Below are 26,862 nucleotides of genomic sequence, written 5' to 3'. Positions count from 1 at the left end.
ACTTCAACCACTTGCGCTTTCGATCTCTCGTTAGCGGGAGGCGAATTCTACAGCGTTACACGCTGCTGTCAACACCTCTTTTCAACCGCTTTCGACCGAGAGGATCGAATCGTTAACAAGGCGAAAAACACTGCTTTGCCAACTGCTTCTGGCTTCGATGAACTGAAGCGTAACCGCTGTCGAAAACCGCGTAACTCATTGAATCTCAAGGAGTTTTCCGTTTCGACTGCGCCGGAAGTGGGGCGAATTATAGAGACAAATAACTCGCCGTCAACACCTATCTTCTATTTTATTCAGACTTAAGCGTAATCCGCGCAAACGCCTTCTTGCCGGCCTGGCAAACATGCGTCGCACCCAAGGCATATATATAGGAGCGATCAACAACCTCACCATCGACGCGCACACCACCAGAGCTCAGGAGATCACGCGCGACTGCGGCATTCTTAACCAGCCCGGCCTTGTTAAGGACAGCAGCAATCGGCATATCCTCAGCAGCAGCCAACTCGATCTCCGGCAGATCCTCCGGCAGCTCTCCATCCTTCATGCGATTGCCCGCGGCACGATGCGCGCTGGCCGCTGCCTCTTCACCATGGAAGCGCGCAACAATTTCCTCAGCCAGCTTGATCTTGATATCACGCGGATTAGCACCCGCCTCGACATCAGCGCGGAATGCATTGATCTCTTCCATCGAACGGAAGCTGAGCAGTTCGAAATAACGCCACATCAACGCATCAGGGATGGAAACCAGCTTGCCGTACATAACCCCCGGCGCTTCCTGGATACCTACATAGTTGCCCAAGGACTTGGACATCTTTTTGACCCCATCCAACCCTTCAAGCAACGGCATAGTCAGAATGCATTGTGCTTCCTGACCATAACCGCGCTGCAGCTCCCGCCCCATCAAGAGATTGAACTTCTGGTCGGTACCACCCAGCTCGACATCAGCACGCAACGCAACCGAGTCATACCCCTGGACAAGCGGATACAAGAACTCATGGATAGCGATCGGCTGATTGGTCGAGTAGCGCTTATCAAAGTCATCGCGCTCAAGCATGCGCGCAACCGTGTATTGGGAAGTCAGACGAATAAAGTCCGCCGGCCCCATCTTGTCCATCCACGTAGAGTTGAAAGCCACCTCAGTCTTGGCTGGATCGAGAATTTTGAAGACCTGACTTTTATAGGTCTCGGCATTCTCCAGAACCTGCTCGCGGGTCAGCGGCGGACGAGTGGCACTTTTACCACTTGGATCACCGATCATCCCGGTAAAGTCGCCAATCAGGAAGATCACTTGATGACCCAGATCCTGGAATTGACGCAGCTTATTAATGAGCACGGTATGCCCAAGATGCAAATCCGGCGCAGTCGGGTCAAAGCCAGCCTTGATACGCAGCGGCACGCCACGCTTGAGCTTCTCGATCAACTCGGACTCGACCAACAACTCTTCCGCACCACGCTTGATCAGCGCTAGCTGCTCTTCAACCGACTTCATAACAGACCCGCAAGGCTCAGATTCAAAAGGGAACCAACCATACAAGATCACGGACTAATTACAAGTTTTGCCCGGCGTACGGAAGCATTCAGAGAACAGAGTGTCCACACGCTTGCGTCACAGATGATTTGGTTATATTTTATACAGTTATTTCATCTTCATCATGTCATTCATCTTTTCCACTTCATCTTTTCAAAGTCAAATTACCTATGACCACCGAACCGTCTAAAGCGCCACCGCTTTATCCGAAGAGCCACCTGCTCGCCGCAAGCGGCATAGCAGCCCTTCTAAGTCTGGCTCTGCTGGTATTCCCTTCCAGTGATGTTGAAGCCAAAAAAACGACATTGAGCCTTGATCTGGAAAGCCCGATCGAGCAACTCACACAAGATCAAGACGCCGCATCTACGGAACAAGCCACAACTGAAGCAGTAGCCTCACCTTTCGCACAGATCGAAAACACCCAAGAAGACACCACAGAATCAGCAGAAAGCACGCCTGCGCCTGCCATTACGGAAGAAGCAAAAGCCCCGGGCCATAGAGAAGTAACAGTGACCAAGGGCGACACCCTGTCCACACTGTTCGAGAAGGTCGGCCTGCCGGCCACCTCGGTGCATGAAATACTGGCAAGCGACAAGCAAGCCAAACAGTTCTCTCAGCTCAAACATGGCCAGAAGCTGGAGTTCGAACTGACCCCAGACGGCCAACTGAACAACCTGCACACAAAAGTCAGCGATCTGGAAACCATCACCCTGACCAAAGGCCCTAAAGGCTTTACCTTCAACCGAGTGATCACCAAGCCAGTGGTGCGCTCAGCCTACGTTCACGGCGTTATCAACAGTTCGCTTTCACAGTCCGCCGCCCGCGCCGGCCTGTCCCATAGCCTGACCATGGATATGGCGAACATTTTCGGCTACGACATCGACTTCGCTCAGGACATTCGCCAGGGTGACGAGTTTGACGTGATCTATGAGCAGAAAGTCGCCAACGGCAAAGTGGTCGGGACCGGCAATATCCTTTCCGCACGCTTCACCAACCGTGGCAAAACCTATACGGCAGTGCGCTACACCAATAAACAGGGCTCCAGCAGCTACTACACCGCAGACGGCAACAGCATGCGCAAGGCGTTCATCCGCACGCCAGTGGACTTTGCCCGCATCAGCTCACGCTTCTCCATGGGTCGTAAACATCCGATCCTGAACAAAATCCGCGCTCACAAGGGCGTCGACTATGCCGCTCCGCGGGGCACCCCCATCAAGGCAGCCGGCGATGGCAAGGTCCTGCTGGCAGGTCGTCGCGGCGGTTACGGCAACACCGTAATCATCCAGCACGGCAATACCTACCGCACGCTGTATGGCCACATGCAGGGCTTTGCCAAAGGCGTCAAAACCGGCGGTTCGGTGAAGCAGGGGCAGGTCATTGGCTATATCGGCACCACAGGCCTGTCCACCGGGCCACACTTGCATTACGAGTTCCAGGTCAACGGCGTGCACGTAGACCCGCTGGGCCAGAAACTGCCGATGGCCGACCCGATTGCCAAGGCAGAGCGCGCTCGCTTCCTCCAGCAGAGCCAGCCTCTGATGGCTCGAATGGAGCAGGAAAAGGCCACGATGCTGGCCTCGAGCAAACGCTGAACCATGGCGCGCTATATAGGAGTAATGTCCGGCACCAGCCTTGATGGCCTGGACATTGCCCTGATCGAGCAGGATCCGGCGATCAGACTGATCGCCACCCACTACATCCCCATGCCAGAGTCCCTGCGCGCCGAGCTGCTGAGCTTGTGCGCCAGCGGCCCAGATGAGATCGCCCGCTCTGCCATGGCCCAGCAGCATTGGGTCAAGCTGGCTGCCCAGGGCATCCATAGCCTTCTGCAACAGCAACAACTGCAAGCTCAGGACATTCGCGCGATTGGCAGTCACGGCCAGACAGTGCGCCATGAACCGAGCCGCGGTTTTACTGTGCAGATCGGCAACCCGGCACTGCTTGCGGAGCTTACCGGCATCAGCGTAGTCAGCGACTTTCGCAGTCGCGATGTAGCCGCCGGCGGCCAAGGAGCACCACTGGTCCCGGCCTTCCACGAAGCCCTGTTCGAACGATGCACAGGAAGCCGTGCGGTTCTGAACATTGGCGGCTTCAGTAACCTGAGCCTGATCGAGAAGGACAAACCAGTGACCGGCTTCGATTGCGGCCCAGGCAATGTGCTGCTCGATACCTGGATACAGGATCAACGCGCAGAAACCTTTGACCGCCACGGTCAGTGGGCAGCCAGCGGCCAACTCGACCAGTCCTTGTTGGCCACCCTGCTCAGCGACCCGTTCTTCGCCACACAAGGGCCGAAGAGCACTGGACGCGAAGTATTCAATCTACAGTGGCTGCAACGACAGCTGGCACAGCACCCCCCGCTTCCCGCCGAAGATGTGCAAGCCACTCTGCTGGAACTGACCGCACTGACCATAGTTCACTCGCTGCAGGCGGCACAAAGCGACACCCAGGAGCTTCTGGTCTGTGGCGGCGGCGCCCACAACAATGCCCTGATGCAGCGCCTCGCGGCCCTGTTGCCCGGGACACGAGTGAGCAGCACCGCTGTATATGGCGTGGACCCTGACTGGGTAGAGGCCATGGCCTTCGCCTGGCTGGCCCATTGCTGCATGGAAGGCATTGCCGCCAACCGCCCCAGCGTTACCGGCGCCCGCGGTCTGCGGATACTGGGCGCTATCTACCCTGCCTGAACACCAGACAGCAAAACGCCGCAGGATCGTCAGACCCTGCGGCGCTAGGAATGGCTTTTAGTAACCGATCAGATCGAAAACGATGACCCGCAACCACAGGTAGTGGTGGCATTGGGGTTTTTGATCACGAAACGCGAACCTTCCAGACCTTCCTGATAGTCCACCTCAGCACCAGCCAGGTACTGGAAACTCATGGGGTCCACCACTAGGCTCACACCCTCGCGCTCAACGATGGTGTCATCCTCGGCCACTTCCTCATCAAAAGTGAAGCCGTACTGAAACCCCGAACAACCGCCGCCCGTAACGAATACGCGCAGCTTCAAGCGATCATTACCCTCTTCGTCGACCAGGGTCTTCACCTTGTGCGCTGCACCTTGAGTGAATTGCAAAGCCGTGGGGGTGAAGGATTCAACGCTCATGCTGACTATCTCCCGGCGTTAAGCCGCCATACTGCGTAATGACGCGCATTATCCGCTTCTCCTAGAAAAGCGGTCAACTATTGTTACGGTATATCAATAGTCGTACAGCTACCCGCATAACGCAGAAAGGCCCGTCAGACGGGCCTTTCTGTTCAACGCTAAAACGGTCTCAAGGCAGCATGCCCGCGTGAGACAGCCCCAGACGCTCATCCAGGCCAAACAGAATATTGAGGTTTTGCACCGCCTGCCCCGAAGCGCCCTTGACCAGGTTGTCGATGACCGACAGCACCACCACCAGATCGCCGTCCTGCGGACGATGCACCGCGATCCGGCACACATTGGCGCCACGCACGCTACGGGTTTCAGGATGACTGCCCGCCGGCATCACATCGACAAAAGGTTCATTGGCATAGCGCTTCTCGAACAAAGCCTGCAAATCAACCGAACGGTCCACAACTGTCGAGTAGAGCGTGGAATGAATACCGCGAATCATCGGTGTCAGATGCGGAACAAAGGTCAGACCGACATCCTTGCCTGCTGCCCGGCGCAACCCCTGGCGGATTTCCGGCAAGTGACGATGCCCTTTGACCGCGTAGGCCTTCATGCTTTCAGAGGTTTCCGAGTACAGCGAACCCACACTGGCACCACGGCCAGCACCGCTGACACCGGACTTGCAGTCGGCAATCAGACGCGACGCATCAGCCAGACCCGCCTCCAGCAGCGGCAGGAAGCCCAACTGGGTGGCGGTTGGGTAGCAGCCCGGAACAGCGATCAGCCGAGCCTTCTTGATCTGCTCGCGGTTGACTTCCGGCAACCCGTAGACCGCCTCATCCAGCAGCTCGGGCGCGCCGTGGGGCTGGCCGTACCACTTGGCCCACTCATCGGCATCCTGCAAACGGAAGTCCGCCGACAAATCGATGACCTTGGTTCCCGCCGCCAGCAATTCCCCGGCCAGGGCATGGGCTACCCCATGAGGCGTGGCGAAGAACACCACATCGCAGGCCCCCAGGGTCTTGATGTCCGGCACGCTAAAGGCCAGGCCGTCATAGTGACCGCGCAGGTTCGGGTACATGTCGGCGACGGCCAGGCCGGCTTCGGATCGCGAAGTGATGACCTCCACTCGCGCTTGCGGATGCTGTGCCAACAGACGCAGCAGTTCGACACCGGTGTAACCCGTGCCGCCGACGATACCGACCTTGACCATAAACCTGCCCTCAACGAACCCACTGGAAAGGCTGCCGATAATAGGGGCGGCGCGCCCCTGCGACAACCGTCAAGGTGACGTGCGGCCGCTCTACCCTCTACTATCTTCGCCACCGTGAATCTGGGAATAACTAAAAATGCTCTATCTATGGCTCAAAGCCTTTCATATCGTCAGCGTGGTCTGCTGGTTTGCCGGCCTGTTCTACCTGCCACGCCTGTTCGTCTATCACGCCCAAAGCGAAGATGCCGTCAGCCGCGAGCGCTTCTGCCTGATGGAGCGCAAGCTGTATCGCTTTATCATGGGCCCGGCGATGATCGCGGCGCTGATCTTCGGCATCTGGCTGATCAGCCTCAACCCCAGCGCCTACTTCGGCCAGGGCGGCTGGATGCACGCCAAGCTGACCCTGGTGGTAATCCTGATCGGTTATCACCACATGTGCGGCGCGCAAGTGAAACGCTTCGCCCGTGGCGAGAACAACCGCAGCCATGTCTTTTATCGCTGGTTCAATGAAGTACCGGTTCTGCTATTGCTGGCTATCGTAATTCTGGTCGTTGTCAGGCCGTTCTAACACTGACTAGTCACTTACCTGGGGGTACTCCAATGTCACTGCCCGTTCTGCTCGAGCAACACCTGCGCCTGCCTCTGGTGGCGGCGCCGATGTTCCTGATCTCCAACCCCGAGCTGGTCCTGGCCTGCTGTCGCAATGGCGTGGTCGGCAGCTTCCCGGCCCTGAACCAGCGAGAAAGCAGTGGCTTCAAGGCCTGGCTCGAAGAGATCGAGGCGGGGCTGGGCAAATTGGAGAACCCTGCCCCCTACGCGGTGAACCTGATCGTGCACAACAGCAATCCGCGCCTGCAGGCGGATCTGCAGATCTGCATCGAGCACAAAGTGCCAATCGTCATCACCAGCCTGGGAGCGGTCAAGGAAGTCGTCGACGCCGTACACAGCTACGGTGGCTTGGTGTTCCATGACGTGACCACGCGCCGGCACGCGGAGAAAGCCGCAGAAGCCGGAGTCGATGGACTGATCGCCGTCGCCGCAGGGGCCGGCGGGCATGCTGGCACCTGGAGCCCCTTCGCCCTTATCGCCGAAATTCGCCAGTTCTTCGACAAGACCCTGCTGCTGGCCGGCTGCCTGAATCGCGGCCACGAGATTCTCGCCGCTCAATTGCTCGGTGCCGACCTGGCGTATCTGGGTACACGCTTTATCGGCACCCGCGAAAGTCACGCGCCGGACGCCTACAAAGAGATGCTGCTCAGTTCCCGTGCTGCGGACATCGTGCACACCGCCGCAGTGTCCGGGGTGCCTGCCAGTTTCATGCGCCAAAGCCTGGAGAATGCCGGCTTCGACCTGGCCGCCCTGCAAGGCAAGGGTGACATCAACTTCGGCTCCAAGCTCAAGCCCATCAGCGACGAGGCCAAGGCCTGGAAAACCGTATGGTCGGCCGGCCAAGGCGTAGGCGAAATCAACGACCTGCCCAGCGTCGATCAATTGATCGCCCGCCTGGACAGCGAATACCAGGCCGCCCAGGAACGCGCCGCGCAGTTGAGCAATCGCTGGCCACGTTAACCCGTTCTCATTGTTTTTTGGCCAGCGGGGGGGCGCTGGCCTTAAACTAGCGGCCTTTTATGTAAGCCTTCTTTTCAAGAGACAGGGATGCCCCCCATGAGCGAAACCCGCTACAAGATTGTTTTCGACGGCACACTGTTGCCCGGCGTCGAGAAGTCCACCGCCCAACTGAACCTGGCCGAACTGTTCAAAAGCGATGCTGCCGCAGTAGAGCGTCTGTTCAGCGGTCAGCGGGTAGAACTCAAACGCGATCTGACTCAGGCGGACGCACAGCGTTACCTGGAAGCCCTGAAAAACGCCGGGATCGATGCCCGAATCGAAGCTGAACAGGCTCTGGACCTGAACCTGGACGCAGTCACCCATGCCCCGACCCCGGCCCCAATCAGCGAGTCGCCCTACGCGCCTCCGCAAGCCACGGTCGGCGAGGCTCTACCGCAATACGCCACGCTCAATGTCTTCAGCTTCGAGGGCCGCATCGGTCGCCTGCGCTACCTGGCCTGGACCCTGGTCCTGACGGTCGCGATGCTGGCCGTGGTCGGAGTCGGTGCGTTCTTCGGCATTCTTTCCGCTGCTGTGCTCAACTCCACGCTCCTCACTGGAGTCGGGATCATCGGCGGCATCGTGGTGTTCATCGGTTTCATCGTCGTCAGCATCCAGATCAGCGTGCAGCGCCTGCATGACCTGGGCTGGTCCGGCTGGCTATGGTTGCTGAACTTCGTGCCAATCGTCGGCAGCATCTTCCCCCTGGTGCTGATGGTCAGCCCGGGCAGTAACGTCGCCAACCGCTACGGCGCCCCGCCACCGCCCAATACCACTGCGGTCAAGGTCCTGTCGTGGATGTGGGTGGTACTGATCGTGGCGTTGATCATTGGCCTGGTGGCCGGCGGCCTGAGCTCTCTGGAAGATCGCTACAGCGAGACCAGCTACAGCGAAAACGTCGACTCCGCCGGCGTTGACGAAGAGGCTGAACCCGCCGACAGCGCCGCGGCCCCTGTAGAATCCGAGCAAGAATAAACGCGTCCGAGCCTGCGACCCTTCCTGTCGCAGGCGACCGGCCGTTGCGATGGAGAAATGCATGACCCGTTACGCTCTGATCACCGGTGCTTCCAGCGGCATAGGCCTGGCCCTGGCCGAAGCCCTGGCCCGGCGTGGGCGCAACCTGCTTCTGGTGGCCCGCCAGCGTGATCAGCTGGAAACTATCGCCCTGGAGTTGACCCAGCGCTTTGGTGTCGAAGTGCTGTTTCGCGCCTGCGACCTGGGGGAGCCTCTGCGCCTGTCCGGCTTCCTGTTGGAACTGGAGGAAGGCGAGCGTCAGATCGACCTGCTGGTCAATTGCGCCGGCATCGGCACCTGTGGCCCCTTCCTGGCCCAAGACTGGATGACCGAACAGGACCTGATCGAGGTCAACATCCTTGCCCTTACCCGCCTGTGTCATGCCCTGGGCAACAGCATGGCGCTGCTGGGTGGCGGACAGATTCTCAACGTCGCCTCGGTAGCCGCCTTCTATCCCGGCCCGTGGATGAGCACCTACTACGCCAGCAAGGCCTATGTCCTGCACTTTTCCGAGGGCCTGCGCGAAGAACTGAAAAAGTGCGCAGTCAAGGTTTCGGTGCTGTGCCCCGGCCCGACTCGCACGGGCTTTTTCCGCACGGCACAAATGGACACTCAAAAGCTCAACGACAGCAGACTGCTCATGAGCCCCGAGGAAGTGGCCCTGTACGCGGTCCGCGCGCTGGAAAAAAACCGCGCCATCATCATTCCCGGCCGCCTGAACCGCTGGATGGCTTTCAGCAGCCGCCTCGGCTCGCGCTGGCTGACCCGCAAGATCGTCGGTTACGTCAATCGGGCCTATTGCCCACGTTAGATGCCGGGCTGGGCGCACAGGATGAGCCTGAGTACACTCAGCCCGGACCAACCCAATGGAGAAACAGCTGTGGATACTCTGTTCACCAAGATCATCAACAGAGAAATACCCGCCAAGATCATCTACGAGGACGACCAGGTTCTGGCCTTCCACGACATCGCCCCGCAAGCGCCGGTGCACTTCCTGGTGATTCCGAAAAAGCCCATCCGCACCCTCAACGATCTCACCGAGGACGACAAGGCCCTGGCCGGACATATTCTGTTCACCGCCCAGCGATTGGCCAAGGAACAAGGCTGTGAAGACGGCTTCCGGGTGGTGATGAACTGCAATGAGCTGGGCGGACAGACCGTCTATCACATTCACATGCATGTGCTGGGTCAACGCCAGATGAACTGGCCTCCGGGCTGATTGCCCCACCCACATTCCTGCACGGCGCCCTCTCGTCCGGTCTGCGACGAGGGTGCGCTGATCCAGCGCAGTTTTCGCCCCATCGATTGGAGTAAACTGGCCGCCGTGATTCTTCCCGGAGATAAGCATGACTACCCAACGTCACTACTCGCCGATTGACCGCCTGCTGCTGCAGGCCGATATGGCCATACGCACGCTGTTGCCGTTCAGTGGCCAACCTTATCGCCCGTCGCCGGCCATCGTGCGGCCGGATGCGCAGATGAGTGACGAGGACACCCGGCATGTCGCCGGCCTGATGCGCATCAACCATACCGGGGAAGTCTGTGCCCAGGCGCTGTACCAGGGCCAGGCGCTGACCGCCAAGCTGCCCCAGGTACGCCAGGCCATGGAACATGCCGCCGAAGAAGAGATCGATCACCTGGCCTGGTGCGAGCAACGTATTCGTCAGTTGGGCAGCCATCCCAGTGTTCTCAATCCGTTGTTCTACGGCCTGTCGTTCGGCATCGGCGCAGCGGCCGGACTGATCAGCGACAAGGTCAGCCTGGGGTTCGTCGCCGCCACCGAAGATCAGGTTTGCAAACACCTGAACGAGCACCTGGAACAGCTCCCGGCCGAGGACGAAAAGTCCCGGGCCATTCTCGAGCAGATGCGGATCGACGAAGAACACCACGCCGAAACCGCCCTTGAAGCCGGCGGCTTTCGCTTCCCGGCACCGGTCAAGTTCGGCATGAGCCTGTTGGCCAAGGTCATGACCAAAAGCACCTACCGGATCTGAATCCGCTGCTGCCTCCGACAAAAAAGGGCGCTCCATGAGCGCCCTTTGCTTTGCCCGCAACAATCGACGCCAATCAGCCGAGCTCGACGATTTCGTAATCGTGAGTGATGGCCACGCCAGCGGCACCGAGCATGATCGAGGCCGAGCAGTATTTCTCCGCCGACAGCTCGATAGCGCGCTTGACCTGGGCTTCTTTCAAGCCCCGCCCCTTGACCACGAAGTGCATGTGAATCTTGGTGAAGACCTTGGGATCTTCGGTCGCGCGCTCGGCGTCGAGGAAGGCCTCGCAACTTTCCACGGCCTGGCGTGACTTCTTCAGAATGCTGACCACATCGAAGTTACTGCAACCGCCCACGCCCAGCAGGAGCATTTCCATGGGGCGAACACCCAGATTACGTCCACCGGCTTCTGGTGGGCCGTCCATCACCACGACATGACCGCTGCCCGACTCACCGAGGAACATGGCTTCGCCAGCCCATTGGATGCGTGCCTTCATCGCCAAGACTCCACTGCTAAAAAAGGGTCGCCAGCTTAGCACAGGGTTTTGCCCGGGCCGCGCTTTGCCAGATGCAGGTATATTGCCGATTTTCACCAAGAAAAATCTTAAATCTGCTTAGGATGTGTCTGTTAAGCTGACGCCAAATGAATGGCGCATCGCCAGCGTCAAACAGCTTCGCTTTTCACCCCATAACAAACACCTCATACCGTGCAGTCTTTTCGGGATACAACCATGGTTGCTGTTGCCCCCACCCCCAGGATCAAAAATCTCGACAAGTTGCTGATGCACTGTCAACGCCGCCGGTATCAGGCCAAGAGCAACATCATCTGCGCCGGCGACGTGTCCGACAGCCTGTACTTCATCATCAAGGGTTCGGTGACCATCCTCATCGAAGACGACGACGGCCGGGAGATGATCATTGCCTACCTCAACGCCGGGGACTTCTTCGGTGAACTGGGGCTGTTCGAAGAGGCCGGGCAGGAGCAGCAACGCAGCGCCTGGGTGCGCGCCAAGGTGGAATGTGAAGTGGCACAAATCAGCTATGCCAAGTTCCGAGAGCTGTCGCAGATCGATCCGGACATTCTGTACGTGCTGAGCGGGCAGATCGCCCAGCGCCTGCGCAACACCACGCGCAAGGTCGGCGATCTGGCGTTCTTCGACGTGACCGGACGGGTTGCCCGCTGCTTGCTGGAGCTGTGCAAGCAACCGGATGCCATGACCCATCCGGACGGCATGCAGATCAAGATCACCCGCCAGGAGATCGGCCGGATCGTCGGCTGCTCACGGGAAATGGTTGGCCGGGTCCTCAAGGACCTGGAAGAACGCAACCTGGTTCACGTAAAAGGCAAGACCATGGTGGTGTTCGGCACCCGCTAGCCCGGCAGAAAGCCGTTGAGCATCTCTCGGTAGAGGCTGTCCAGCCGGCCGATGGCATCGGGGGCGGCAAAAGCCTCATGCAAGGCGATATGGCTCTCGGCCCGGCAACGCTGCTCCAGTCCACAGGCCTGATTGAAGGCATTGACCGCCTCTACCATCGAGGCGCGCTCGTTATCCAGCAACAAGGCTCCGTGTACCAACCCGACTGGCCGCTGCCCGCCCTTGCTCTGGCGCCAGCGCTGGGCAGTGCCGACCAACTTGCGACCGTCCAGATTGACGTTGAAGCGCCCATCGCAAAAGGCACCGTCCACCTCGCCCAATGACGGATTGCCTCCCAACTCGGTGAGCAGGTCGCAAATCGGCTGGCACAAGCGTCGATAGGCCGTTTCAATCCGCCCCTGATCCCCCTCGCTACGCGGCGGTGCGTAGACCAGCGCAATGTTCACCGTGGCCGCCGACTGCGGCACCGGCTCGCCACCGGTTTCCCGCAACAACACCGGCCAGCCATTGGCGGCCGACACCTGGCAAGCCTGCTCGAATCCGGGCAGGCGGCTCAGGCGCCGCGGCATCACCAGTGCCCGGTCACTGGGCTGCCAGAACAGCAGGCCAAACTCCTGCTCTGTGGCGCACACCTGGGCCAGCAGATCCTGCTCGGCCTGCAGGCCGGCTTCGACGGTCAAGGCAAGGGGTTGAGTCATGACAGGGCAAGTCCTTGGCAGTAGATATGAAAAAGCCGGCAACGCCGGCTTGTTCAGTGTTTCAGGCTCAGTCCAGGGTCGAACCGCTGACCGGGACGCCGCGCTCGGGGAAGAACAGGCGTTGCAGCTCGCTGCCCGGGCTCTCGGCGCGCATGAACGCCTCGCCCACCAGGAACGAATAGACGTTGCTGATTTCCATCAGCTCGACATCGGCGCGATTGAGAATGCCACTCTCGGTAATCACCAGGCGGTCGCGGGGAATCCGCGGCAGCAGGTCGAGGGTGGTTTCCAGGTCGACATCGAACGTGTGCAGGTTGCGGTTGTTGATCCCCACCAACGGCGTGTCGAGGGTTTTCAGTGCCCGCTCCAGTTCGTCACCATCGTGCACTTCCACCAGTACATCCAGGCCAACGCCCTTGGCCACCGCGGCCAGCTCGGCCATTCGCCCGTCATCCAGCGCGGCGACGATCAGCAGCACACAGTCGGCCCCCAGGGCGCGGGCTTCGACGATCTGATAGGGATCGATCATGAAATCCTTGCGGATAACCGGCAACTTGCTGGCCGCCCGAGCCTGCTGCAGGTAAGCATCGGCTCCCTGGAAAAAGTCGACGTCGGTGAGCACCGACAGGCAGGTGGCGCCGCCCTTCTCATAGCTCTTGGCGATGTCGGCCGGAACGAAGTTCTCGCGGATCACACCTTTGCTGGGTGACGCCTTTTTGATCTCGGCGATCACCGCCGGTTGCTTGAGCTTGGCCTGCTCCTGCAGAGCCTTGGCGAAACCGCGCGGGGCATCGGCGGCGCGCGCCAGGGTTTCCAGCTCGGTCAGGCTGACACGCGCGCTACGCTCGGCAACCTCCTCCACCTTGCGGGCGAGGATCTTTTCCAGAACAGTCGGCACACTCATCCTTCATTCTCCTGCTTGAACACCGCGGTAAAGGCGCCCAGTTCCTCAAGCTTTTCCCGGGCCAGGCCCGTGTGCAAGGCATCGTGAGCCAGAGCCACGCCCTCTTTCAGGCTGCTGGCATGATCGGCGGCATACAGCGCCGCACCGGCATTGAGCACAATCATTTCGGCGGCCTTCTGGCCATGCTCGGTCTTGCGTCGTCCCAGGGCATCGCGAATCAGCTCCAGGGACGCCGCCGGACTTTCCACCACCAGGCCAAACAGGCTCTGGCTCTTCATGCCCAGGTCTTCGGGTTGCACCCAGTACTCGGTGATCTGGTCGTTCTTCAGCTCAGCCACATAGGTCGGCGCGGCCAGGCTGAACTCGTCCAGGCCATCCTGGGAATGCACCACCAAGACGTGCTTGCTGCCAAGGCGCTGCAAGACTTCGGCCAATGGCCGGCACAACGCCTGGGTGAATACGCCCACCACCTGATGTTTCACACCGGCCGGATTCGTAAGCGGGCCAAGCATGTTGAACAGGGTCCGCAGACCAAGGTCGCGGCGCGGGCCAGCGGCATATTTCATGGCACCGTGATGAGACTGGGCAAACATGAAGCCGATACCGACATTGTCGATGCAGCGGGCCACCTGGACCGGAGTCAGGTTCAGGTAGACCCCGGCCGACTCCAGCAGGTCGGCACTGCCGCTCTTGCCGGACACCGCGCGATTGCCATGCTTGGCGACCGTGCAGCCGGCCGCCGCGACCACAAAAGAGGAAGCCGTGGAAACGTTGAAAATGTTCGCACCGTCACCGCCAGTGCCCACCACGTCCACCACACCGTCGAGGGTCTTGAGCTCGACCTTGTCCGCCAACTCGCGCATCACCGACACCGCGCCGACGATTTCGTCGATGCTCTCGCTTTTCATGCGCATGGCCATCATGAAAGCGCCAATCTGCGCATCGGTGCATTGACCGGTCATGATCTCGCGCATCACATCGCGCATCTCGTCGGTGCTCAGGTCCAGATGGCCGACAATACGGCTCAGGGCAGTCTTGATATCCATGAAAAGTCCTTAGCGCGTGCCGCCGCTCTGTTTGAGGAAGTTGGCGAACAGCTCGTGGCCCTGCTCGGTGAGAATAGACTCGGGGTGAAATTGCACCCCCTCGATATTCAGCGTCTTGTGGCGCAGCCCCATGATCTCGTCGACGGAACCGTCTTCCAGTTGAGTCCAGGCGGTGACTTCGAGGCAATCGGGCAGGCTGTCCCGCTTGACCACCAGCGAGTGGTAGCGGGTCACCGTCAGCGGCAGGTTCAGGCCGGTGAATACCCCCAGGTCACGATGGAACACCGGGCTGGTCTTGCCGTGCATCACTTGCCGGGCACGTACCACCTGGCCGCCAAAGGCCTGGCCGATGGACTGGTGCCCCAGGCACACGCCGAGAATCGGCAGCTTGCCGGCGAAATGCTTGATCGCCTCGATGGAGATGCCGGCTTCGGTGGGTGTACAAGGACCGGGCGAAACCACGATGCGCTCCGGCTTGAGCGCCTCGATTTCAGCCACGGTCAACTCGTCATTGCGCACCACCTTCACCTCGGCCCCCAACTCGCCCAGGTACTGGACGACGTTATAGGTGAAGGAGTCGTAGTTATCGATCATCAGCAACATAGTGGAAACTCCTCAAGCCTTGGATGCGGGGGTTTGTTCAGCCAGTGCCACGGCACGGAACATTGCGCGACGCTTGTTCAGCGTCTCTTCCCACTCCAGGGTCGGCACCGAGTCGGCAACAATCCCGCCGCCGGCCTGTACATGCAGCTCGCCGTTCTTGATCACCGCAGTTCGAATGGCAATCGCGGTGTCCATGTTGCCGTTCCAGGCGAAGTAACCCACGGCGCCGCCGTAGACTCCACGCTTGACCGGTTCCAGCTCGTCGATGATTTCCATGGCGCGGATCTTCGGCGCGCCGGACAACGTGCCCGCCGGCAGGATCGCTCGCAGTGCGTCCATCGCCGTCAGGCCGGATTTCAGTTGGCCGGTGACGTTGGAGACGATGTGCATCACGTTGGAATAACGCTCGATCACCATCTTCTCGGTGAGCTTCACCGAGCCAATCTCGGAGACCCGACCGGTGTCGTTGCGCCCCAGGTCGATCAGCATCAGGTGCTCGGCAATTTCCTTGGCGTCCGACAGCAGGTCCTGCTCTAGGGCCAGGTCGGCTTCCTCGGTGGCGCCCCGCGGACGGGTGCCGGCGATCGGCCGCACGGTAATCAGATTGTCCTCGACCCGCACCAGCACCTCCGGCGAACTGCCCACTACGTGGAAGTCACCGAAGTTGAAGAAGTACATGTAGGGCGTCGGGTTGAAGCAGCGCAGCGCCCGGTACAGATCGATGGGCGCGGCCGAAAAATCGATGGACATGCGCTGGGACGGCACCACCTGCATGCAGTCGCCGGCCAGGATGTATTCCTTGATGGTGTCCACGGCCCGCTCGTAATCCGCCTGGGTGAAGCTGGAGCGGAATACCGGATCGCAGGCCTGCTGCTTGCTGAAATCCAGCCCCGGGCGCGGGGTGATCGGCTGGCGCAGTTGTGCCAGCAACTCCTGCAAACGCGCCTGGCCGGCGTCGAAAGCATTGTCCTGGCTTGGATCGGCCAGCACGATGGCGTGCATCTTGCCCGCCAGGTTGTCGAACACCACCACCGCGTCGGAAACCATCAGCAGGATATCCGGCACGCCGATCGGATCCGGGTTCGGGCACTGGCCCAGGCGCGGCTCGACATAACGCACGCAGTCATAACCGAAATACCCCACCAGGCCGCCGTTGAAGCGCGGCAGGCCGGCGATGGTCGGCACGTTATAGCGGGCTTTGAATTCCTCGACGAAGGCCAGCGGGTCGGTCACTTCATGGCGTTCGATCTCCACGCCATCGTGGGTCACGCTGACCTGGAAGCCGTGCACCCGCAACACGGTGCGGCATGGCAGGCCAATGATCGAATAGCGCCCCCACTTCTCGCCGCCCTGCACCGACTCCAGCAAGTAGGAGTTGGGCTGATCGGCCAGTTTCAGGTAGATCGACAGCGGCGTGTCGAAGTCGGCAAGGGTTTCGCAGGCCAGCGGGATACGGTTGTAACCGGCTGCGGCCAAACGCAGGAATTCTTCGCGAATCATGGGATGCCTCGTGGCTTGAGGGTCTAACAGTCAGGTATGCAAACACACCGGCAGGGCCGGCCAGACAAAAATCAGGCGCGCCAACGCCAACGGGCCAAGGCCTTGATGACTTTCATCCAGAGTTTGCGAGTGACCACCACGATGGAGTTTCCAGAAGGGGATGGAACAGCGTCGGGCAACGTTATCTCAGCGGCAGGTTCTAAGCAACCGGGGATCAGCGCCCGCAAGTCGTCGATCACCAGCGCCGGCAGCTCTTCGGCAATCGGCCGGCCATGGTTGTAGCCATAGCTCAGCGCTACGCACTTGACTCCTGCTGCCTTGGCGGCCAGCACATCACTGCGCGAGTCGCCGACGAACAGCGATTGCGAGGCCGGCACGCTGGCCATCTTCATCACGAAGAACAGCGCCGCCGGATCGGGTTTCTTCTGCGGCAGGGTGTCACCGCCAATGATCCAGCGGAAATACCGGCCGATCTTCATCTGATCCAGCAAGGGGGCTACGAAACGCTCGGGCTTGTTGGTAATCAGGGCCATTTCCACGCCCTGCTTGTACAACCACTTGAGGGTTTCGCGGACACCGGGATAAACCACGGTCAGTTCGTGACTGTCCTCGTAGGCGCTGTTGAACAGTTCCAGGGCATGTTCAGCCTCGACTTCGTCGACGCCCTGAGCATCCAGGCTGTTGGCCAGAGCCCGGCGCACCAGCATCGGAGCGCCATTGCCGACCCACTCGCGCACCGCCTCGATCCCCGCGGGCTTGCGCCCCAGCTTGAGCAGCATTTGATCCACGGCGGCAGCGAGGTCCGGCACCGAATCGACCAGGGTGCCGTCCAGGTCGAACATTACCAGCCGCGGCAGGCGCCCCGGGAACAGCTGCTCGAACGCACTCATGGCCGAGCCAGCGCCAGTTCAGCGCGCATTTTCTCGATGACTTCCCGATAGTTCGGCGCGTTGAAGATCGCCGAGCCGGCCACGAAGGTATCGGCGCCCGCGGCGGCTATTTCGCGGATGTTGTTGACGTTCACCCCACCATCGATTTCCAGACGGATATCGCGGCCGGAGGCGTCGATCAAGGCCCGCGCCTCGCGCAGCTTGTCCAGGGTTCCAGGAATGAATTTCTGCCCGCCAAAGCCCGGGTTGACGCTCATCAGCAGCACCATGTCGACCTTGTCCATCACGTACTTGAGCACGTCCAGCGGGGTCGCCGGGTTGAACACCAGGCCGGCCTTGCAACCACCTTCGCGGATCATCTGCAGGGAACGGTCCACGTGCAGGGTGGCTTCCGGGTGAAAGGTGATGTAGGTCGCGCCCGCCTCGATGAAGTCACCGATGATGCGGTCCACCGGAGTCACCATCAGGTGCGCATCGATCGGCGCGGTGATTCCGTACTTGCGCAGCGCAGAGCAGACCATCGGGCCGATGGTCAGGTTCGGCACATAGTGGTTGTCCATGACATCGAAGTGGACGATATCGGCACCGGCGGCCAGGACATTGTCCACTTCCTCGCCCAGACGGGCGAAGTCGGCGGAGAGAATCGACGGAGCAATAGCGAAGGGCTGCATGACGCACCTTTTTTGAGCAGAATCACGATGGCGCGCATTGTATACCTCATGCTTTGGAGCGCACACCGTAACCGCGATGATCAGTAGGCCGCGCGATAGATCTTCTCGATATCGGCAGGACTCAGTCTGCGCGGATTGTTGCGCATCAGACGCTCGATCCCCGCGGCCTCCACGGCCATAGCGGGAATCGCCTCCTCGGGCACGCCAAAGCTGCGCAAGCCATTGGGAATCTCCACCGCAGCGCACAGGGCCGTCATCGCGTCCACGGCCCGATCGGCGGCCTCGCTGGCACTCAAGTGCGCGGTCTGCAGCCCCATGGCTTCGGCGATATCCTGCATGCGCTCGACACAGGCCATCTTGTTCCAGGTCATGACATAGGGCAGCAGCAAGGCATTGCTGACCCCGTGGGACATATGAAAACGCCCCCCCAGGGGATAGGCCATCGCATGCACCGCGCCGACCCCGGCATTGCCGAAGGCCATGCCCGCCATCAGGCTGGCGGTGGCCATATCCTCCCGCGCCTGCAGGTTGGCCGGGTTGGCATAGGCCTTGGGCAGCGCCTTGACGATCAGCTTGATGGCCCCTATGGCCAGGGCATCGGTGATCGCAGAGGCACTCAGCGACAGATAGGCTTCAATCGCGTGCACCAGGGCATCGACGCCACTGGCGGCGGTCACACTGCGAGGGCAGGTCAGAGTCATCTGCGGGCTGACCAGAGCCACGTCCGGCAGCAGGTAGTCGCTGACAATGCCCTTCTTCAACTGCGCAGCCCTGTCCGACAGTATCGCCACGTTGGTGACTTCCGAACCGGTACCGGCGGTGGTGGGAATGGCGATCAGCGGCGGCCCCTTGCGCGGCACCTGATCGATGCCGAACAGGTCTTCCAGGGCGCCGTGATAACCGGCATAAGCCGCGACACTCTTGGCAATGTCGATGGCGCTGCCGCCCCCCACCCCGATCAGACCGTCATGCCCGCCTTCGCGGTAGACCTGCATGCAGTCTTCGACGATGGCGATTTCCGGATCGGGCAGCACCCGGTCGAAGATCTCGTGATCGCGCTCCCCCAGATGGGCCAACGCCAGCGCCACCGTGCCCGACTTGAGCAGCGCGGCGTCCGTGACGATCAGCGGGTTGTCGACATCCAGGCGAGTCAGCTCAGCGGCCAGTTGCTCGATGGCGGTACTGCCGGTGAGCAGCTTATGAGCGATCTTGAAAGAGGAAATACTCATGTGCGCAGCCTCTTATATAGAAGGGGGAAGCTGGCACAAGCGTAGACGTGGATTATCGGTTGTCGCCTATTCAGCGGACGAATGCCCCATCGTCCCTCGCCCGGAACACCCTTCAGTGGCCCGGACGGGGGAAACGCGCGTTTTTTTACACCTGGGCGGTACGCAGTTTCTCGCTGCGTCCACGCAGCCATTCCAGGGTCAGCAGCAGAATCACCGAGAAGGCGATCAGCAGCGTCGCCGCCGCAGCAATGGTCGGGCTGAGGTTTTCACGGATGCCGCTGAACATCTGCCGTGGCAGGGTCGCTTGCTCCGGACCGGCCAGAAACAGGGTCACCACTACCTCATCGAACGAGGTGGCAAAGGCGAACAGCGCGCCACTGATGACCCCGGGCGCGATCAACGGCAAGGTCACCCGGCGGAACGTGGTCAAGGGCGAAGCCCCGAGGCTCGCCGCGGCGCGCACCAGGTTATGGTTGAAGCCCTGCAGGGTCGCCGACACGGTGATGATCACGAAAGGCACCCCGAGCACCGCATGCACGATGATCAGCGAGAAGAAACTGTTACCCATGCCCAGCGGCGCGAAGAACAGGTAGCTGGCGACACCGATGATCACCACCGGCACCACCATCGGCGAAATCACCAGGGCCATTACCAGCGCCTTGCCGGGAAAGTCGCCGCGGGTCAGGCCGATGGCCGCGAGCGTACCGAAGACCATGGCCAGCAAGGTCGCGGCCGGGGCCACGATGATGCTGTTTTTCAGCGCCCGCATCCATTCGGCGGAGGCGAAGAAGTCCTGGTACCAGTGCAGCGAGAACCCCTGCAACGGGTACACCAGGAAGCTCCCCGAGTTGAACGACAGTGGGATGATCACCAGCACCGGCAACACCAGGAACAACAGGATCAAGCCGCAGAGAATCCGCAAGCTGTAGAACCAGACCCGTTCGACGGGAGACATGTAGGGGCTCAGCATTTCGAATCTCTCCTTAGCTCAGGCGCAGGCGGCTGGCGCCCACCAGCCAGCTGTAAATCAGATAGAGCACGACGGTCGCCAGCAACAGCAGGCCGCCCAGGGCCGTGGCCATGCCCCAGTTGATGCTGGTGTTGGTGTAGAAGGCGACGAAGTAACTGACCATCTGATCGTTCGGGCTGCCCAGCAAGGCCGGGGTGATGTAGTAGCCGATGGCCAGGATGAACACCAGCAAGCAGCCAGCGCCGACCCCGGCATAGGTTTGCGGGAAATACACCCGCCAGAAGCTGGCGAACGGGTGGCAACCCAGGGAAATTGCCGCACGCATGTAGGTCGGCGAGATGCCCTTCATCACGCTGTAGATCGGCAGGATCATGAACGGCAGCAGGATATGCACCATGGAGATGTAGACCCCGGTGCGGTTGAACACCAGCTCCAGGGGCTTGTCGATCACCCCCATGGCCAGCAGCGCACTGTTGATCAGGCCACCGGATTGCAGCAGCACGATCCAGGCCGCGACCCGCACCAGGATCGAGGTCCAGAACGGCAGCAGTACCAGGATCATCAAGAGGTTGCTCTTGCGTGCCGGCAGATTGGCCAGCAGGTACGCCAGGGGATAGGCCAGGGCCAGGCAGATGGCGGTGATCACCAGCCCCATCCAGAAGGTCCGGGCGAAGATGTCCAGGTAGATGGCCTGGTCCGGGGTAGCCGGGGCCAGTTCGCCCAGGTCATCGATGCGATGGTCCACCGCCGCCAGCAGGTAGTAAGGGGTCAGGTTGCTGGTGTTGCGGCGGATCGCCTGCCAGTAGGCCGGGTCGCCCCAGCGCTCGTCCAGGCTTTCCATGGCTTCTTTATAGGATTCGGGCTCGGCCTTGAACGGCAAGGCGCGGGCGGTCTTGGTCAGCAGGCTGCGATAGCCGGCCAGTTCCATGTTCAGGCGCTTGGACAGGTCGCCCAGGGTCTGATTCTTGCGGGCGTCCGCCAGGTCCTCGCTCAAGGCCTTGTAGGTCCCTTCGCCGGGCAGGCCACGACCGTCCCAGGCACTCACGGCCGCCACCGTGCGCGGCATGCCGCCGACCACTTCCGGGTTGCCGACGCTCTTGTACAGCAGCGCCACGATCGGTACCAGGAACACCAGCAACAGAAACAGCACCAGGGGCGCGATCAAGGCCTGCGCCTTCCAGCGGTTGACCCGCTCGGCACGGGCCAGCCGCTGCTTCAAGGTCGGGCCGGTGACCGCGTTCAGGGGAACGGTGATGGTCATGACAAACTCCGCGAATCGATCTTTCGAATACAAGCCACCGGGGTAGGAACGGGCTTGCCCGCGCATCCAAGGGCATCCTTCAACATCAGGCTTGAGCTGATGACGCCTTCGCGAGCGAGCTCGCTCCTACAACAGCAGGGGGTGGTTACTTGGCTGCCCAGGCGTTGAAGCGCTGTTCCAGCTGCTCGCCGTTGTCAGCCCAGAAGCTGACGTCGATCTGTACCTGGTTGGCGATGTTTTCCGGGGTGGTCGGCATGTCCTTGAGGATGTCCTTGCTCAGCAGCGGTACCGCCTGGGTGTTGGCCGGGCCGTAGGCGATGTTTTCCGAATAGGTTTTCTGCTGTTGCGGCTGGACCGAGTAGGCGATGAATTTTTTCGCAGCTTCTGCGCGAGCCTTGTCCAGACCTTTTGGAATGGCCCAGGCGTCGAAGTCGTAGATGCCGCCGTTCCACACCACTTTCAGGTTGCTTTCCTTCTGCACCGCGGCGATCCGGCCGTTGTAGGCCGAGCTCATGACCACGTCGCCGGAAGCCAGGTACTGCGGCGGCTGGGCGCCGGCTTCCCACCACTGGATGCTGGGCTTGAGCTCATCGAGCTTCTTGAAGGCACGGTCCTGGCCGTCCTTGCCGGCCAGCACCTTGTACACGTCCTTGGGCGCGACACCGTCGGCCATCAGGGCGAATTCCAGGGTGTACTTGGCGCCCTTGCGCAGGCCGCGTTTGCCCGGGAATTTCTTGGTGTCCCAGAAGTCGGCCCAGCTGCTGGGGGCTGCTTTCAGCTTGTCGGCGTTATAGGCCAGCACCGTGGACCAGACGAAAAAGCCTACGCCGCATGGCTGGATAGCGCCCTTGACGTAATCTTCGCTCTTGCCGAACAGGGCCGGGTCCAGTTGCTCGAACATGTCCTCGTCGCAACCGCGGGACAGTTCCGGAGACTCGACTTCCACCAGGTCCCAGGACACGCTCTTGGTGTCGACCATGGCCTTGATCTTGGCCATCTCGCCGTTGTACTCGCCGGCCACGATCTTGCCATTGCCCGCCGCTTCCCAAGGGGCATAGAACGCCTTGACCTGTGCCGCCTTGTTCGCCCCGCCAAAGGACACCACGGTCAGGTCCGGGCCCGCCGCCATGGCGTGCGCCGCACCCATCATGCCCAATGCCAGGGCGGTGAATTTCAGGGATCTCAACATTTATTGTGTTCTCCACGTGCAGGTTGGTGTTGCAGGGGGCGATCAATTCGCCTCTAGAAGCGGGTCAAGCGCGCGAACGTGCTCGACTTGCCAGCCAAGCGGCACCACGTCACCCACCGCCAGCGCAGGATCGAGCTCGGCAATCGGCTGTTTCACGAAGAAGTCGCTCTTGCCGCAGACTTCCAGGCGCACCCGGACGTGGTCGCCCAGATAGATGAATTCCGCCACCCTCCCGGAGAAGCGGTTGACGCAGCTTTCGCTGGAGCCGTTGAGGCTCACGCGTTCCGGCCGGATGGACAGGGTCACAGGCTCGCCGACGCGGCCGACGTTCACCGCCAGCGCCTCGACTTTCTCGCCACGCCCCAGCTCCACCACGCAGCGCTCGCCGTTATGGCTGTGCAGGCGGCCGTTGAGACGGTTGTTCTCGCCAATGAAGTTGGCGACGAAGGTGTTCTTCGGCTCTTCGTAGAGGGTCCGCGGCGGGGCGATTTGCTGGATCTCGCCCTGATGGAACACCGCCACCCGGTCGGACATGGTCAGGGCTTCGCCCTGGTCGTGGGTCACGTAGACCACGGTCACGCCCAGGCGCTGGTGCAGGTGCTTGATCTCCATCTGCATGTGTTCGCGCAGCTGCTTGTCGAGGGCGCCCAGGGGTTCGTCCATCAGCACCAGCTGCGGCTCGAACACCAGGGCGCGGGCCAGGGCCACCCGCTGCTGCTGGCCGCCAGACAGTTGCGCCGGGTAGCGCTGGGCGAAGGCATCGAGCTGGACCATGCTCAGCACGCGCTTGACCCGTTCACTGATGTCGGTCTTGCCCAGGCCGCGCACCGACAGCGGAAAACCGAGGTTCTCGGCCACGGTCATGTGCGGGAACAGGGCGTAGTTCTGGAACACCATGCCGATGTCGCGCTTGTGCGGCGGCACATTGTTGATGGCACGCCCGGCCAGCTGGATCTCGCCAGCGGTCGGAGTCTCGAAACCGGCCAGCATCATCAGGCTGGTGGTCTTGCCGGAGCCGGACGGCCCCAGCAAGGTGAGGAACTCGCCTTTGCGAATTTCCAGGTTGAGGTCTTTGACGATCAGGTTCTCGCCGTCGTAGCTCTTCTGCACACCACGAAAACTGACCAGAACATCGTTGGCCCCAGCGCTTGAAACGACCTCGCTCATACCCACACCTTTTGTTTTAGACGGCTGTGGAGCAAGCCTAGTGGAGCGCGCAAGTCCCGCAAATCGGGGCTCAGGAGAGATTCGCCTCAGCCGCCTGGAAGGTTGCGTGTAGGGATTGCCCTACAAGGATGGCGGGATTGGATAAGGGCGGTGGTCAGCGGCAAGCTGCAAGCGGCAAGAAACGGCAAAAGCCCGACAGCGGGGATGTCGTAAATGGATAAGTGCCCTCCCCGGGAGGTGGAGAGGGCACTGCAGAAGGTGTCAGAGCAACTTGTGCTCCATGGCGTACTTCACCAGCTCGGCCAGGGATGTGACGTTGAGTTTCTGCATCAGCCGCGCCTTGTGGGTGCTGATGGTCTTGCTGCTCAGCGCCAGTTGCTGGGCGATGTCATTGACATTGGCCCCTTGGGCCAGGCGTTCGAAGACCGAGAATTCGCGCTCGGACAGCAGTGAGTGCAAGGGGCGGGCGTCAGTCAGGCCGACTTCGAAGACCATGCGGTCCGCCAGATCCGGATCGATGTAGCGCCCGCCCGAGGCCACCTTGCGAATCGCGGTCAGCAGCAGCGACGGGTCGCTGTCCTTGGTGGCGTAGCCGGCAGCGCCGATCTTCAACGCCCGGGCGGCCATCTGCGCCTCATCATGCATCGACAGCACCAGAATCGCCGGCGGATTGTGCAGCGCGCGAATCCGCGGAATCGCCTCCAGCCCGTTCACCCCGGGCATGGAGATGTCCAGCAGCACCACTTCGCAACTCACCTGGCGCAGGGTTTCCAGCAGTTGCTCACCGTTGCTCGCCTCCCCCACCACAGTGAGATCCTTGGCCAAGCCGATCAGTTGCTTGATGCCCTCACGGACAATGGTGTGGTCTTCGGCTACCAGTACACGGATCACGTGCTTCTCCTCGTTATTGTTCTGGATCCAGGGGCACCCGGACGCTCAAGGTGGTGCCTTCGCCCTGCACGCTTTGCAGCACCAGGCTGCCGCCCATGATCAGCACCCGCTCGCGCATGCCCACCAGACCAAAGGAGGTCGGACGCGCTGAAGCGGTGTCGAAACCCAGACCGTCATCACTGATGCTCATGCACAGTTCGGCGCCTTCCAGGGTCAGGGACAGCTCCACAGTATGCGCCTGGGCATGCCGCATGACATTGGTCAGGGCCTCCTGGAGGATGCGGAACAGGCCGATGGCCTTGGCGTCGCTCAAACGCGGCAGGTTGTCCGGAACCTGCACCAGGCAGGGAATCTGGGTCCGCGCCTCGAAGCGCCGGGCCTGCCATTCGATGGCCGAGGCGATGCCCGCATCGAGGATCGGCGGCCGCAGGGCGGTGGCCACGTCGCGCACCAGTTGGAACAGCTGGGCAATCAGGCGCTTCATGCTGTTGAGGCGCTCATGCAGGCCCGGGTCAAGCTGGGCATAGGCCAGCTCGCACATGGACGTTTCCAGCTTGAGCACGGTGAGCATCTGTCCCAGCTCGTCATGGACTTCCCGGGCAATGCGGGCCTTTTCCTCCTCGCGCACGCTCTCCAGGTGCGCCGACAGCTCGCGCAATTGCTCCCGGGAGCTGGCCAGCTCCAGCTCGATGCGCTTGCTTTCGCTGATGTCCCAGACAATGCCATCCCAAACGAAGGCGCCATCATCCAGTCGCCGGGTAATGGCCTTGATCTCGGCCCAGCGCTGCTGGCCCTGACGGGTCAGGATGCGACCCTGCCAGGACCAGTCACTGTCGGTATCCAGGGCCTGATCCTGGGTCTGGTGATAGCTGGCCTTATCGTCCGGGTGCACCAGGCTGCGCAGGCCGGTGTCCCGGTGGGCCAGGACCGCCGGCGGGTAGCCCACCAGGGTTTCGCTGCCCTCGCTGATGTAGGCAAAGTCGATCTGCCCGGTGACCGGCGCCCGCTCCAGGCGAAACACCAGCCCCGGAACGTTGGCGGCGATGCCCTGCAGGCGTGCTTCGCTTTCACGCAAGGCCGCCAGGGCCCGCCGGCGCTCGGTGACGTCATTGAGATAGACCACCAGGTACTCGCTGTCGCGAAAGCGCAGGAAACTCAATGACACGTCCGCCGGCAGGATACTGCCATCAGCGCGCACGCACTCCGTCTCGAAGCTTTGCGCGCCCTCTTCGCTGGCCCGGGCGCGTTTCCACAGGTTGAGCCAGCGGTCCATGTGCAGGTTGGGTTCGAAGTCGATCAACGGCCGGTCGATCACCCCGCCCGCCGGATAACCGAGCATCTCCTCGGCCGCGCGGTTGGCGTAGCGTACATGGCTGTCCCAGTTGACCCAGAGAATGCCCACGGTGCTCTGGTCGATGGAAAACTGCGTCAGGCGCAGGGCCTCTTCGCTGGCAGCGCGCAGGGCGATGTCTTCACGAGCCGCCAACAGTCGCAGCTCCAGCCCGCGTTGCTGGCGGCGCTGCCAGAAGACGATCGCCAGGCTGGCCAGCAACAGGATCACCAGCAACAGGCTGAGGTTCTGCCAGACGCCGGGGGACTGTCCCAGCCGCGGGTACTTGGGCTGCAGCCAGCGGCTGTGGAGTTGCTCCAGATCCTTGGCCGGGATCGCATGCAAGGCTCTTTCGACGATGCTGGCCAGTTCCGGCCAGTCGCGCCGGGTCGCCACCCGCAACAGTTGCGGCAGGCCAATGTCGCCCACCACCGCCAGCCCGGCGAACTCCGCCTCCGCCGACAAGCGACTGAGCTGGGCCTCGTCCACCACCGCATAGCGGGCCTGCTGGCTCAGCAGCAACTGCAGGGCCTGGCGCTCCAGGGGCACCCCTTGCAGATTCAGGTTGGGGTAGGTCTGACGCAGATAGTCGGCCACCGCACTGGGCATCCGCACCGCTACCCGGGCCTGGCTGTCGAGCTTTTCCAGCTCTACCGCGCCCGCCCCCTTGCGCTCCCCCACCAC

27 protein-coding genes and 1 pseudogene are annotated in these 26,862 nt (G+C 61.3%); 10 read left to right on the top strand and 18 right to left on the bottom strand.

Annotation, left to right across the window (positions count from 1 at the left end; genetic code table 11):
* Positions 1-303: pseudogene (locus DNK59_RS32000) on the top strand (hypothetical protein); the annotation flags it as partial.
* Here DNK59_RS32000 and tyrS read toward each other — a convergent pair.
* Positions 290-1,489: a tyrosine--tRNA ligase gene (gene tyrS / locus DNK59_RS24015; protein ID WP_110724879.1), complete on the bottom strand. Its 1,200-nt coding sequence runs from the start codon at positions 1,487-1,489 to the stop codon at positions 290-292. The pseudogene DNK59_RS32000 and the gene tyrS sit on opposite strands and share 14 nt — an antisense overlap.
* A gap of 209 nt (positions 1,490-1,698) precedes the next feature.
* Between tyrS and DNK59_RS24005 the strand changes: the two genes are divergently transcribed.
* The gene (locus tag DNK59_RS24005; RefSeq protein ID WP_110724878.1) at positions 1,699-3,120 is read left to right on the top strand and encodes a peptidoglycan DD-metalloendopeptidase family protein; all 1,422 of its coding nucleotides are present in this window, start codon (positions 1,699-1,701) and stop codon (positions 3,118-3,120) included.
* A 3-nt stretch (positions 3,121-3,123) separates the two neighbouring features.
* Positions 3,124-4,215, top strand: coding sequence for an anhydro-N-acetylmuramic acid kinase (locus DNK59_RS24000; RefSeq protein ID WP_110724877.1), 1,092 nt, complete (start codon positions 3,124-3,126; stop codon positions 4,213-4,215).
* A gap of 68 nt (positions 4,216-4,283) precedes the next feature.
* Here DNK59_RS24000 and erpA read toward each other — a convergent pair whose 3' ends face one another.
* Both erpA and argC read right to left on the bottom strand, forming a co-directional pair.
* Positions 4,284-4,634: an iron-sulfur cluster insertion protein ErpA gene (gene erpA, locus DNK59_RS23995; RefSeq protein ID WP_011063789.1), complete on the bottom strand. Its 351-nt coding sequence runs from the start codon at positions 4,632-4,634 to the stop codon at positions 4,284-4,286.
* A 169-nt stretch (positions 4,635-4,803) separates the two neighbouring features.
* Entirely contained in the window at positions 4,804-5,838 is a 1,035-nt protein-coding gene (argC, locus tag DNK59_RS23990; RefSeq protein WP_108545156.1) for an N-acetyl-gamma-glutamyl-phosphate reductase, read from the bottom strand.
* Positions 5,839-5,974: 136 nt separating this feature from the next.
* Here argC and hemJ point away from each other — a divergent pair, with 136 nt between their 5' ends.
* From hemJ to coq7, 6 genes are all read left to right on the top strand, one after another.
* A complete protein-coding gene (hemJ, locus tag DNK59_RS23985) occupies positions 5,975-6,406 on the top strand; it encodes a protoporphyrinogen oxidase HemJ (RefSeq protein WP_092309372.1) in 432 nt (143 codons plus the stop codon).
* Positions 6,407-6,438: 32 nt separating this feature from the next.
* Entirely contained in the window at positions 6,439-7,407 is a 969-nt protein-coding gene (locus DNK59_RS23980; protein ID WP_092309369.1) for a nitronate monooxygenase family protein, read from the top strand.
* A gap of 96 nt (positions 7,408-7,503) precedes the next feature.
* A complete protein-coding gene (locus DNK59_RS23975; RefSeq protein WP_110724876.1) occupies positions 7,504-8,421 on the top strand; it encodes a DUF805 domain-containing protein in 918 nt (305 codons plus the stop codon).
* Between the two features lie 61 nt (positions 8,422-8,482).
* A complete protein-coding gene (locus tag DNK59_RS23970; RefSeq protein WP_110724875.1) occupies positions 8,483-9,271 on the top strand; it encodes an SDR family oxidoreductase in 789 nt (262 codons plus the stop codon).
* A 69-nt stretch (positions 9,272-9,340) separates the two neighbouring features.
* On the top strand, positions 9,341-9,679 hold the full coding sequence (locus DNK59_RS23965; RefSeq protein WP_016963742.1) for a histidine triad nucleotide-binding protein: 339 nt from the start codon (positions 9,341-9,343) through the stop codon (positions 9,677-9,679).
* Positions 9,680-9,806: 127 nt separating this feature from the next.
* The gene (gene coq7 / locus DNK59_RS23960) at positions 9,807-10,454 is read left to right on the top strand and encodes a 2-polyprenyl-3-methyl-6-methoxy-1,4-benzoquinone monooxygenase (protein WP_110724874.1); all 648 of its coding nucleotides are present in this window, start codon (positions 9,807-9,809) and stop codon (positions 10,452-10,454) included.
* Positions 10,455-10,527: 73 nt separating this feature from the next.
* Here coq7 and DNK59_RS23955 read toward each other — a convergent pair whose 3' ends face one another.
* On the bottom strand, positions 10,528-10,950 hold the full coding sequence (locus tag DNK59_RS23955) for an OsmC family protein (protein ID WP_009045862.1): 423 nt from the start codon (positions 10,948-10,950) through the stop codon (positions 10,528-10,530).
* Between the two features lie 234 nt (positions 10,951-11,184).
* On the opposite strand from DNK59_RS23955, the gene crp reads away from it, so the two are divergent.
* Positions 11,185-11,829: a cAMP-activated global transcriptional regulator CRP gene (crp, locus tag DNK59_RS23950; protein WP_092309356.1), complete on the top strand. Its 645-nt coding sequence runs from the start codon at positions 11,185-11,187 to the stop codon at positions 11,827-11,829.
* Here the strand turns inward: crp and DNK59_RS23945 are convergent.
* The 14 genes from DNK59_RS23945 to DNK59_RS23880 form a co-directional block, all read right to left on the bottom strand.
* The gene (locus DNK59_RS23945; protein ID WP_092309353.1) at positions 11,826-12,527 is read right to left on the bottom strand and encodes a lipoate--protein ligase family protein; all 702 of its coding nucleotides are present in this window, start codon (positions 12,525-12,527) and stop codon (positions 11,826-11,828) included. The two genes, crp and DNK59_RS23945, sit on opposite strands and share 4 nt — an antisense overlap.
* A 67-nt stretch (positions 12,528-12,594) precedes the next feature.
* A complete protein-coding gene (gene trpC / locus DNK59_RS23940; protein WP_110724873.1) occupies positions 12,595-13,431 on the bottom strand; it encodes an indole-3-glycerol phosphate synthase TrpC in 837 nt (278 codons plus the stop codon).
* A complete protein-coding gene (trpD, locus tag DNK59_RS23935) occupies positions 13,428-14,477 on the bottom strand; it encodes an anthranilate phosphoribosyltransferase (RefSeq protein ID WP_016963746.1) in 1,050 nt (349 codons plus the stop codon). The genes trpC and trpD overlap by 4 nt, the downstream gene beginning before the upstream one ends.
* A 9-nt stretch (positions 14,478-14,486) precedes the next feature.
* On the bottom strand, positions 14,487-15,080 hold the full coding sequence (locus tag DNK59_RS23930; RefSeq protein WP_110724872.1) for an aminodeoxychorismate/anthranilate synthase component II: 594 nt from the start codon (positions 15,078-15,080) through the stop codon (positions 14,487-14,489).
* A gap of 12 nt (positions 15,081-15,092) precedes the next feature.
* Entirely contained in the window at positions 15,093-16,580 is a 1,488-nt protein-coding gene (gene trpE, locus DNK59_RS23925; protein WP_110724871.1) for an anthranilate synthase component I, read from the bottom strand.
* A gap of 71 nt (positions 16,581-16,651) precedes the next feature.
* Positions 16,652-17,470, bottom strand: a complete 819-nt coding sequence (locus tag DNK59_RS23920; RefSeq protein WP_092309341.1) for a phosphoglycolate phosphatase — start codon at positions 17,468-17,470, stop codon at positions 16,652-16,654.
* Complete coding sequence (rpe, locus tag DNK59_RS23915) at positions 17,467-18,141, bottom strand: ribulose-phosphate 3-epimerase (RefSeq protein ID WP_092309338.1); 675 nt, start codon at positions 18,139-18,141, stop codon at positions 17,467-17,469. Before rpe ends, DNK59_RS23920 begins: the two co-directional genes overlap by 4 nt.
* Positions 18,142-18,221: 80 nt before the next feature.
* The gene (locus tag DNK59_RS23910) at positions 18,222-19,370 is read right to left on the bottom strand and encodes an iron-containing alcohol dehydrogenase (RefSeq protein ID WP_092309335.1); all 1,149 of its coding nucleotides are present in this window, start codon (positions 19,368-19,370) and stop codon (positions 18,222-18,224) included.
* A 145-nt stretch (positions 19,371-19,515) separates the two neighbouring features.
* Complete coding sequence (locus tag DNK59_RS23905) at positions 19,516-20,340, bottom strand: ABC transporter permease (RefSeq protein ID WP_016963813.1); 825 nt, start codon at positions 20,338-20,340, stop codon at positions 19,516-19,518.
* A 13-nt stretch (positions 20,341-20,353) separates the two neighbouring features.
* A complete protein-coding gene (locus DNK59_RS23900) occupies positions 20,354-21,601 on the bottom strand; it encodes an ABC transporter permease (protein WP_110724880.1) in 1,248 nt (415 codons plus the stop codon).
* A gap of 145 nt (positions 21,602-21,746) precedes the next feature.
* Positions 21,747-22,790, bottom strand: a complete 1,044-nt coding sequence (locus DNK59_RS23895) for an ABC transporter substrate-binding protein (protein ID WP_110724870.1) — start codon at positions 22,788-22,790, stop codon at positions 21,747-21,749.
* Between the two features lie 42 nt (positions 22,791-22,832).
* The gene (locus DNK59_RS23890) at positions 22,833-23,957 is read right to left on the bottom strand and encodes an ABC transporter ATP-binding protein (protein WP_092309327.1); all 1,125 of its coding nucleotides are present in this window, start codon (positions 23,955-23,957) and stop codon (positions 22,833-22,835) included.
* Positions 23,958-24,218: 261 nt separating this feature from the next.
* On the bottom strand, positions 24,219-24,848 hold the full coding sequence (locus DNK59_RS23885; protein WP_016963817.1) for a response regulator transcription factor: 630 nt from the start codon (positions 24,846-24,848) through the stop codon (positions 24,219-24,221).
* Positions 24,849-24,861: 13 nt separating this feature from the next.
* A partial coding sequence (locus DNK59_RS23880; protein WP_110724869.1) for a PAS domain S-box protein occupies positions 24,862-26,862 on the bottom strand: 2,001 nt, incomplete at its 5' end.

Source organism: Pseudomonas sp. TKO26 (assembly GCF_003225665.1).
Taxonomy (GTDB): domain Bacteria; phylum Pseudomonadota; class Gammaproteobacteria; order Pseudomonadales; family Pseudomonadaceae; genus Aquipseudomonas; species Aquipseudomonas saponiphila.
Note: the sequence above shows the minus strand (reverse complement) of the source record. Positions and strands in the feature narration are given on the sequence as shown.

Bases quoted from the DNA above. Each gene is read 5' to 3' on its own strand.
- tyrS (WP_110724879.1), bottom strand. From the start codon at position 1,489: ATGAAGTCGGTTGAAGAGCAGCTAGCGCTGATCAAGCGTGGTGCGGAA.
- DNK59_RS24005 (WP_110724878.1), top strand. From the start codon at position 1,699: ATGACCACCGAACCGTCTAAAGCGCCACCGCTTTATCCGAAGAGCCAC.
- DNK59_RS24000 (WP_110724877.1), top strand. From the start codon at position 3,124: ATGGCGCGCTATATAGGAGTAATGTCCGGCACCAGCCTTGATGGCCTG.
- erpA (WP_011063789.1), bottom strand. From the start codon at position 4,634: ATGAGCGTTGAATCCTTCACCCCCACGGCTTTGCAATTCACTCAAGGT.
- argC (WP_108545156.1), bottom strand. From the start codon at position 5,838: ATGGTCAAGGTCGGTATCGTCGGCGGCACGGGTTACACCGGTGTCGAA.
- hemJ (WP_092309372.1), top strand. From the start codon at position 5,975: ATGCTCTATCTATGGCTCAAAGCCTTTCATATCGTCAGCGTGGTCTGC.
- DNK59_RS23980 (WP_092309369.1), top strand. From the start codon at position 6,439: ATGTCACTGCCCGTTCTGCTCGAGCAACACCTGCGCCTGCCTCTGGTG.
- DNK59_RS23975 (WP_110724876.1), top strand. From the start codon at position 7,504: ATGAGCGAAACCCGCTACAAGATTGTTTTCGACGGCACACTGTTGCCC.
- DNK59_RS23970 (WP_110724875.1), top strand. From the start codon at position 8,483: ATGACCCGTTACGCTCTGATCACCGGTGCTTCCAGCGGCATAGGCCTG.
- coq7 (WP_110724874.1), top strand. From the start codon at position 9,807: ATGACTACCCAACGTCACTACTCGCCGATTGACCGCCTGCTGCTGCAG.
- DNK59_RS23955 (WP_009045862.1), bottom strand. From the start codon at position 10,950: ATGAAGGCACGCATCCAATGGGCTGGCGAAGCCATGTTCCTCGGTGAG.
- crp (WP_092309356.1), top strand. From the start codon at position 11,185: ATGGTTGCTGTTGCCCCCACCCCCAGGATCAAAAATCTCGACAAGTTG.
- DNK59_RS23945 (WP_092309353.1), bottom strand. From the start codon at position 12,527: ATGACTCAACCCCTTGCCTTGACCGTCGAAGCCGGCCTGCAGGCCGAG.
- trpC (WP_110724873.1), bottom strand. From the start codon at position 13,431: ATGAGTGTGCCGACTGTTCTGGAAAAGATCCTCGCCCGCAAGGTGGAG.
- trpD (WP_016963746.1), bottom strand. From the start codon at position 14,477: ATGGATATCAAGACTGCCCTGAGCCGTATTGTCGGCCATCTGGACCTG.
- DNK59_RS23930 (WP_110724872.1), bottom strand. From the start codon at position 15,080: ATGTTGCTGATGATCGATAACTACGACTCCTTCACCTATAACGTCGTC.
- trpE (WP_110724871.1), bottom strand. From the start codon at position 16,580: ATGATTCGCGAAGAATTCCTGCGTTTGGCCGCAGCCGGTTACAACCGT.
- DNK59_RS23920 (WP_092309341.1), bottom strand. From the start codon at position 17,470: ATGAGTGCGTTCGAGCAGCTGTTCCCGGGGCGCCTGCCGCGGCTGGTA.
- rpe (WP_092309338.1), bottom strand. From the start codon at position 18,141: ATGCAGCCCTTCGCTATTGCTCCGTCGATTCTCTCCGCCGACTTCGCC.
- DNK59_RS23910 (WP_092309335.1), bottom strand. From the start codon at position 19,370: ATGAGTATTTCCTCTTTCAAGATCGCTCATAAGCTGCTCACCGGCAGT.
- DNK59_RS23905 (WP_016963813.1), bottom strand. From the start codon at position 20,340: ATGCTGAGCCCCTACATGTCTCCCGTCGAACGGGTCTGGTTCTACAGC.
- DNK59_RS23900 (WP_110724880.1), bottom strand. From the start codon at position 21,601: ATGACCATCACCGTTCCCCTGAACGCGGTCACCGGCCCGACCTTGAAG.
- DNK59_RS23895 (WP_110724870.1), bottom strand. From the start codon at position 22,790: ATGTTGAGATCCCTGAAATTCACCGCCCTGGCATTGGGCATGATGGGT.
- DNK59_RS23890 (WP_092309327.1), bottom strand. From the start codon at position 23,957: ATGAGCGAGGTCGTTTCAAGCGCTGGGGCCAACGATGTTCTGGTCAGT.